The organism is Gemmatimonadota bacterium (assembly GCA_039715185.1).
Taxonomy (GTDB): domain Bacteria; phylum Gemmatimonadota; class Gemmatimonadetes; order Longimicrobiales; family RSA9; genus DATHRK01.
In genome coordinates this window covers 1-6,592 of sequence record JBDLIA010000128.1, presented here as the reverse complement: position 1 = coordinate 6,592, position 6,592 = coordinate 1, and the positions used below count along the sequence as shown (strand labels likewise).

Genomic DNA, 6,592 nt, shown 5'->3' with positions numbered 1-6,592 from the left:
CACCTGAAGCGTTCCGACGCGGGGTCCATCGTCATCGTGTCCTCGGTGGCCGCGCGCGAGGCCGGAGCCTTCGAGGGACCGTACGGCGTGCTCAAGGCCGCGCTCAATCGATACGGCCGGGGCCTCGCGCACACGCTGGCCCCGGAGGGCATCCGCGCCAACGTGATATCGCCTGGCACGATCTACATGGAGGGCGGCTTCTGGCACGACGTGGAGCGCGACAACCCCGACTTCTTCCAACAGGCGCTCGCCTGGAATCCCATGGGGCGCATGGGGACGGGCGAGGAAGTGGCGCGCTCCATCGCCTTCCTGGCCAGCCCAGCTTCGAGCTTCACAACGGGCACGAACCTGGTGGTCGATGGAGCGCTGACCAAGGGCGTCCAGACGTGAGGGCGGCTAACCCGCCCTCGTAAACTGGCACGCGGTCGGCGGCGATCGTACCGGGGACCATGAGGCGACCAAGACCTCAACCCGCGCGTGGCGTCACCTCTTCGTCGAGTCGGTCGCCCGGCAGGTCACGCTCGACCTCCAGGTCGTATCGCATTGCGTGAACGAGGTGGCGGAGTGTGGGGCTGGTCCATGGCAAAACGAGGATCACCGGCATCCGGCGGGGCTGGCCCTTCCCGCTACCCCGCCAACTCCCTCAACCGACAAGAAGCGTTCGCCAGCCGCATCTGATCCGGCGATTTGCACTCCGGCGTGAACAGGGCCGTGCTCCCCACCACGATCGCCAGGCACTTGGCCCGCGACGTGGCGACGTTCAGGCGGTTGGGGCTGTAAAGGAAGCTCATGCCGCGCGGGGCCTCCTCGGCGCTGGAGGAGGTCATCGAGTAGATGACGACGGGTGCCTCCTGGCCCTGGAACTTGTCGACGGTGCCGACGCGCGCGCCGTCGGGCAGGGCCTCCTTGAGCGCGGCGACCTGGAGGTTGTAGGGGGCGACGATGAGGATGTGCTCGAGGCGCAGGGGGCTTTCGACGCCGGTCTTGTCTATCCACGAGGCCGGCGGCGACCCCCCGCGTCCGAGCGCCCGCTCGACGAGCTCGGCGACCGCCTCTACTTCCGCCTCCGATTCGCTCGTGTTCCCCTCGTGCTCGACCGCAACGAACCGCAGACCGCTTCCGTTCACCGGCGCCGGGCCTACCACCCGCTGGTTCTCCAGCCCGGCCCGCGGCTTCAGCTTGCCCCGGTAGAAGATCTCCGAGGTGAAGGCGCAGATGTCCGGGTGCAACCGCCAGGTGTCGGCCAGGAAGAGGCCCCTCTCCGGCGGCATCGTCGCCTCGCCCGCGAGCAGGTGCTCCATGGCCGACGCTCCCGCGCCGGGAGGGTGCGTGCCCTGGATCGGCTGCTCGAGCTGCCGCGGATCGCCAACGAGCACTAGACTCGCGGCGGCCGGCGATACCGCGACGGCGTTGGCCAGCGAGAACTGCCCGGCTTCGTCCACGAACAGCACGTCCACGCTACCCGCCATCTCGGGGCGGCTCCATAGCCATGACGTACCGGCCGCGAGTTGGGCTTCACCGGAGTCCAGGGCCTCGAGCACCGCGCCGTTGTCGCCCGTCAGTTGGATCATTCCGTGGCGGCAGCCCGCGGATGCGCTCGCCTTCTGGATCCCTGCCACGCGCACGCCCTCTTCGCCCGCGGCCCGGCACACTTCGTCGAGCAGGTTGCTGATCACCTTGTGTCCCGTCGCGGTCACGCCGACGCGCCTGCCGGCAGCCAGCAGGGTCAGGATCATGCGCGCGGCCGTGTACGTCTTGCCGGCGCCGGGCGGCCCCTGGATGGGGAGGACGGTGCGGTCGAGTTCCAGGACCAGGCGCCGAGCGGCTTCGACAGTGGATTCGTCCGGACGCGCAAGGGAGCCGGTCTCGCCGGCGGTCAGCCGCGGCGGTCTGGCCACGAGTAGCTCTGCGGTCGCCTGGAACGGGTGATGGCCATCAATACCGTGCTCGGCTATCCCGCGCGCGACACTGCGCAACGACTCTCTCAGGACATCGTCGCGAATGTTTTCGAGCGGCACGAGCCCGAGCGGATGAGGCGCCTTGTTCTTGTTGCCTCGCTTGAGATCGATCGTCCCTGCTACGTCGTCGACGGCCACGACGGTTCCCACGCCCCCCTCGGTCTCGGGATCATGCGCGGACGATCCGGCGCCGAAGTCGTGATCCTGCCGCGGAAACCGGTACCGGTGCACGGTCGACTGCTTGATCCGCTCGACCTCCCCCTCGTACTGCAGGCCACCGATCGTCGCCTTATCCTCGATCAACTCTTCCAGCCCGAACGCGCACCGCGCGAAGAACTGCCACCACATCGATTTCTTCTCCCGGCGATGGAAGCTCAGCAGATGGGCCAGGAGCCAGCGGCCGTGCTCCGGGGTGCGTTCCGACGTTTCCGCGGAAACGTCAGCGGTCAGCAGCTCCACCAGCGCAGCGACCTCGCCGAGCTCCTCGGCCACGTTCTCCGGCGCCTCCCCGTCCTCCGGCGTCGGCCTCGGAACGGGCGTGCCGACGAGCGCCTCCAGCTCCGGCCGCAACCCCTCCAACCAGTCGCGCAGGCGCAGCGTCGAGACGCAGTCGTCCCTGTTGTAGCCCTCGATCCGCTCGAGCAGGTTGCCCGCGCCCTCGCTCCCCCCGCCCAACTCCAGCCATGCCTCGAAGTGGGCGAGCGCGCTGTTGGCGTCGCGCAGATCGACGTCGCGTCCGAAGCCGTAGAACGGCTCGAGCTTCTTGATCGAGTAGCTCTCGACCGACGCGCGCAGCCCCTGCCTCACGACGCGGTGCAGGTCGACGAACACGCGCGCGCGTAGGAGTCTGTCGAGTTCCTCCTCGCGCGTGCCGTGCCGGCCCATGAGGCGCTTGAGCGCGGTCTGCTCATAGTGCGCGTAGTGGTAGACGTGCAGGTCGGGCCAGCGCTCCAGGCGGTCGATGACGAGGTCGATGAAGCGCTCGAAGGCGGCCTTCTCCGCAGCGGGATCGAGCGCCCAGAGGGAGGTGAACTCGCCCGTGGCGTCGCAGTAGCCGAACAGGTACTCGAGGCCGTGCGTGAAGGCGTACGGATCGGCCTCGAGGTCGAAGAAGAGGTCACCCGGCGACGGCTCGGGAAGCGCGGCCAACCCCTCGCCGGCGACGGCAGGCAGCAGCAGCTCGTGCAGGTGCCGGTCCTGCTCGCGGCCTTCGACCTGGATGCGGGCCTGCTCCCGGATGCGCTCGAACGAGGCGTCGCTGACGCCGTCGAGCTGGGTCTCGGGGGGAGGGAGAATGGCGCCGAGAGCGGCCATGGTATCGATGTCGATGTCGACCAGGGCCCTGCGCTGCCGGCGCGCTATCCCGGCCACGAGCGACAGGTGGTCGACGTCCCGGCGCTCCTTGTCGCAGCGCTGCTTCCAGCGGCACAACTGGCAGAACTCCACCGGGTCGACGGCCTCCGCGAGAGGCTCCGCCGGTCCCTCCATCAGCGCTTCGAAGCGCCCCCGGGCCGAGCGGTAGTACGCCGCGAAGTCGGCCACACGGAAGCGTTCGGTGTGCCCCTCCGGTCCGCCTAGCGCGATGCCCATGAACTCGGGGGCCGCGCCCTGCGCCCGCCCCAGCAGGTCCGAGTACAGCGAGATCTGCAGCACCGCGCCGCCCTTCGCCTCGCGCGCGAGCTTGGCGTCGGCCACCTCGTAGGACCACGCGCCCAGATCGCTCGGCCGCTCGACGCGGACCAGGAAGTCCGGCAGCCCCACCCAGGTGCCGTCGAAGAGGCAGCCCTGGTAGATGACGTCGGCACGCGAACCCATGGCGTCGAGGGTGTCGGCGGCGCGGCGGGTCCAGCGCTCGGGGATCGCCAGCTCCGGATCGGCGATCTCGACGACGCCCTTGCCCTCCGCCCCCAGTCGATCGAGAAACGCCGCTTCGTGTTCGAGCCCGCGTTTCTGGAGCACCTCGGCCGCTGGGTCGTCGTACGTGCGCGGCGCCCCGATGGCGCCACGGGCCAGCGACCGATTCAGGACGGACAAGTGCGCGCACGCGAGGTGGTTGCTGAGGTCGGTGGCGGAGTGCAGGAGGTCGGAGGAGGGGGTCAGGTGCATGGAGGGCTCAGGATGCGGCCAGGGTTTCCGGCATTTCCCCCGAGTCGAGGCGCTCGAGCAGGTCCAGCAGGCCCACCGCTTCCCAGGCTCGTCCACGCTTCGCGGCGGTCAGCGGGCGAAGGACTCCGCTTTCCTCCAGTTGCTCGAGGGCCCTGTACACCTGGGGCCTCGACCTCCCCGTCGCGGCTGCCGCCACGGGGGCGGTTATGAACGGGTGGGCGGGCAGGACACCGATGAGAGCCCAGGCCGCGGCGTCGGAGCGAGGAGCCGCGTGCGCGCGCAGCATCTCTCTCCAGCCAGCCGTCATCCTCGCCACTTCCTCCAGATAGGCCCTGGCTAGTGCCGCGGCCCGGTACGTCGCCGCCGCGAACGACTCGATCCATCGAACGATCCGATCCTCCCGAAAGTCCACCAGGCCGGCGATGTAGCGCTCTCGGGAGCGGGCTAGCACGACGCTGATCGGAGGGACGTACGACGCCGCGATCTCACGTCGCCCGAGGACGACATGGATTATCGCTCTGCCGGTGCGTCCGTTGCCGTCGGCGAACGGGTGAATGGTCTCGAACTGGGCGTGGACCAGCGCGGCCTGCACCACGGGAGGAAGCAGGTCGTCGTTGATGGCGGCGCACAGGTCGGCCAGAAGCTCCTCGACGTACTCCGGCGGCGGCGGGACGAAGTCGGCGCCGCACGGGTTGTAGTCGTTTCCCCCGATCCAGTTCTGCTCGGTACGCAGGCGGCCTGCGATACGTGGATTGGGCGACTGCTCCAGTAGCTTCCGGTGTATGGCCTGGATGTCCTCGACGCGAAACGCATCCGCGGAGGCGGCCTGATCGACCGCTAGCTCCATCGCGTCGATGTTGGCGAGAATCTCCCGAGCCGTCGATCCGATCTTTCGGCCGACGTCCGCCTTGGTCTCGGCGCGCGCCAGTTCGCGGGCCCCGATCTGCATCCCCTCGATCTTCGAAGACGCGATGGACTCGGTGCGCAGCAGGAGTCGAGCCAGCGGCCTCAGGGCGGGACGAGCTCTTTCGTTCAGCGCTCCGATGGCGGCTTCCGCCTCCGATACCACGCCGGCAATCTCCGCGTCGAGGCTGAGCGAAAGGTCGGCGAGAGGATCCGGGACGAAGGCCTCGTAACCGCACGCCTTTTGGTAGCGTCGGGGTGCGTTCAGCCTGGGGTCGTACTGCCACCGAAGGGGGATGCGTCTGCCTGACAACGACGGCCTCTCGTTGTTTTGGAGTCCCAACAAAGCGCGGCGCGCTAGTAAGGGTTACACCGTATCCCTAATTAAGCAAGGCGTGTTAGTTGGGTTTAGGGGCCCTTCCGTCATGGCCCCAAGGTACATCTGCGTGGCTCATCACCTGTCGGGCGCTTTCGCTACCGCGCCAGAGAATGAACCGAGAAGGCGCACGGCTCCGCCGAACAGGCGGCCATGTAGACGACGACCTTGGCCACCCCGGCGCGGTGAACCTGAAACGTCAGGATGGGCCGGGCGTCGGGTTCGGTGTCGGTCGCGATGACCTCCCCGTCCTCTCCGTACACGGCCAGATCGAGGTCGGCGCAGTCGCCGTCGCAAACGGCGGCGATCGCGACCTCGTCATGCGGCCCATCGTACTCGAATTTCACGGTGTAGTTCTGGCCCTGATCGATCATCGCGATCTCGGGCTCGTGGATCGCGACGAATCCCGACTCTTCGGCCGCCTTCACGATCACTTCCATCTCGTCGGCGAGGATCTGCGCCCACGGCTCGAGTTCCTCGCTCGCTTCCGCGGCAATCGCCTCCGAATCGTGCTGGCGCGGCGTCCAGGCCACCTGGTCGAACGGAGTCGGCTCCTGGCTCAGGGCCAGCAGCCCCTCGGCGTAGCGCGCCGGGACGGCAAGATTGAGGTTCTGCCCGTCCTCCACCGTGAGCGTGGCGATGCCGATGACCTCGCCGGCGGAGTTGAGCACGGGCCCGCCGGAGGAGCCGCTGGAAATGGGAGCGCTGATCTGGATGAGGGCGGTTCCGTCCACGAGCCGGCGGGCGGAGATCAGGCCGTCGCTGAAGGTGCCCACCAGGCCCATCGGATTGCCCATCACGTAGACGGGATCTCCGACTTCGGCGAGACGGTCATCTGCCAGAGCCAGGGTCTGCATGTCCGATCCGGGAATCCGCAGAATCGCGAGGTCGCGACGCTCATCGGAGCCCTGGAACAGCACGCGATCGTAGATCTCGCCCGAGGCGAGCTCGACGCGGACCTCATCCGCGCCCTCGACCACGTGGTGGTTGGTGAGCAAACGACCGTCGGGGGAGACCAGGAAGCCGCTGCCCGTCCGGATCTCCTCGCCCCCCGCGAGCGCCGTGATGTAGACCAACGCCGGGGCGGCGCTGGCCGCGATCTCGCGCGGAGTCAGCTCCTGCGCTGCCAGCGGTGAAGCCCCGGTGACAGCGACCAACAGGATCAGACTAGTGACCCGCCCGAACCGCCAGGTTCTCGGCGGGCAGGTGCTTTCGACCGGCCAACGTTGATGTGGCAAGACACCCTCCA

Annotated in this window: 4 protein-coding genes; 1 reads left to right on the top strand and 3 read right to left on the bottom strand. The window is 68.5% G+C overall.

What is annotated here, in order from left to right:
- Positions 1–390, top strand: a 390-nt coding sequence (locus ABFS34_15410) for an SDR family oxidoreductase (protein ID MEN8376815.1), incomplete at its 5' end; no start/stop codon positions are given.
- A 236-nt stretch (positions 391–626) separates the two neighbouring features.
- Here the strand turns inward: ABFS34_15410 and ABFS34_15405 are convergent.
- The 3 genes from ABFS34_15405 to ABFS34_15395 form a co-directional block, all read right to left on the bottom strand.
- The gene (locus tag ABFS34_15405) at positions 627–4,064 is read right to left on the bottom strand and encodes a TM0106 family RecB-like putative nuclease (GenBank protein MEN8376814.1); all 3,438 of its coding nucleotides are present in this window, start codon (positions 4,062–4,064) and stop codon (positions 627–629) included.
- Positions 4,065–4,071: 7 nt separating this feature from the next.
- Positions 4,072–5,280, bottom strand: coding sequence for a Fic family protein (locus tag ABFS34_15400; GenBank protein ID MEN8376813.1), 1,209 nt, complete (start codon positions 5,278–5,280; stop codon positions 4,072–4,074).
- 161 nt (positions 5,281–5,441) lie between these two features.
- Positions 5,442–6,500 carry a S1C family serine protease gene (locus ABFS34_15395; protein MEN8376812.1) on the bottom strand — a complete coding sequence of 353 codons (1,059 nt, stop codon included), beginning with the start codon at positions 6,498–6,500 and terminating at the stop codon, positions 5,442–5,444.
- Positions 6,501–6,592: the final 92 nt, after the last annotated feature.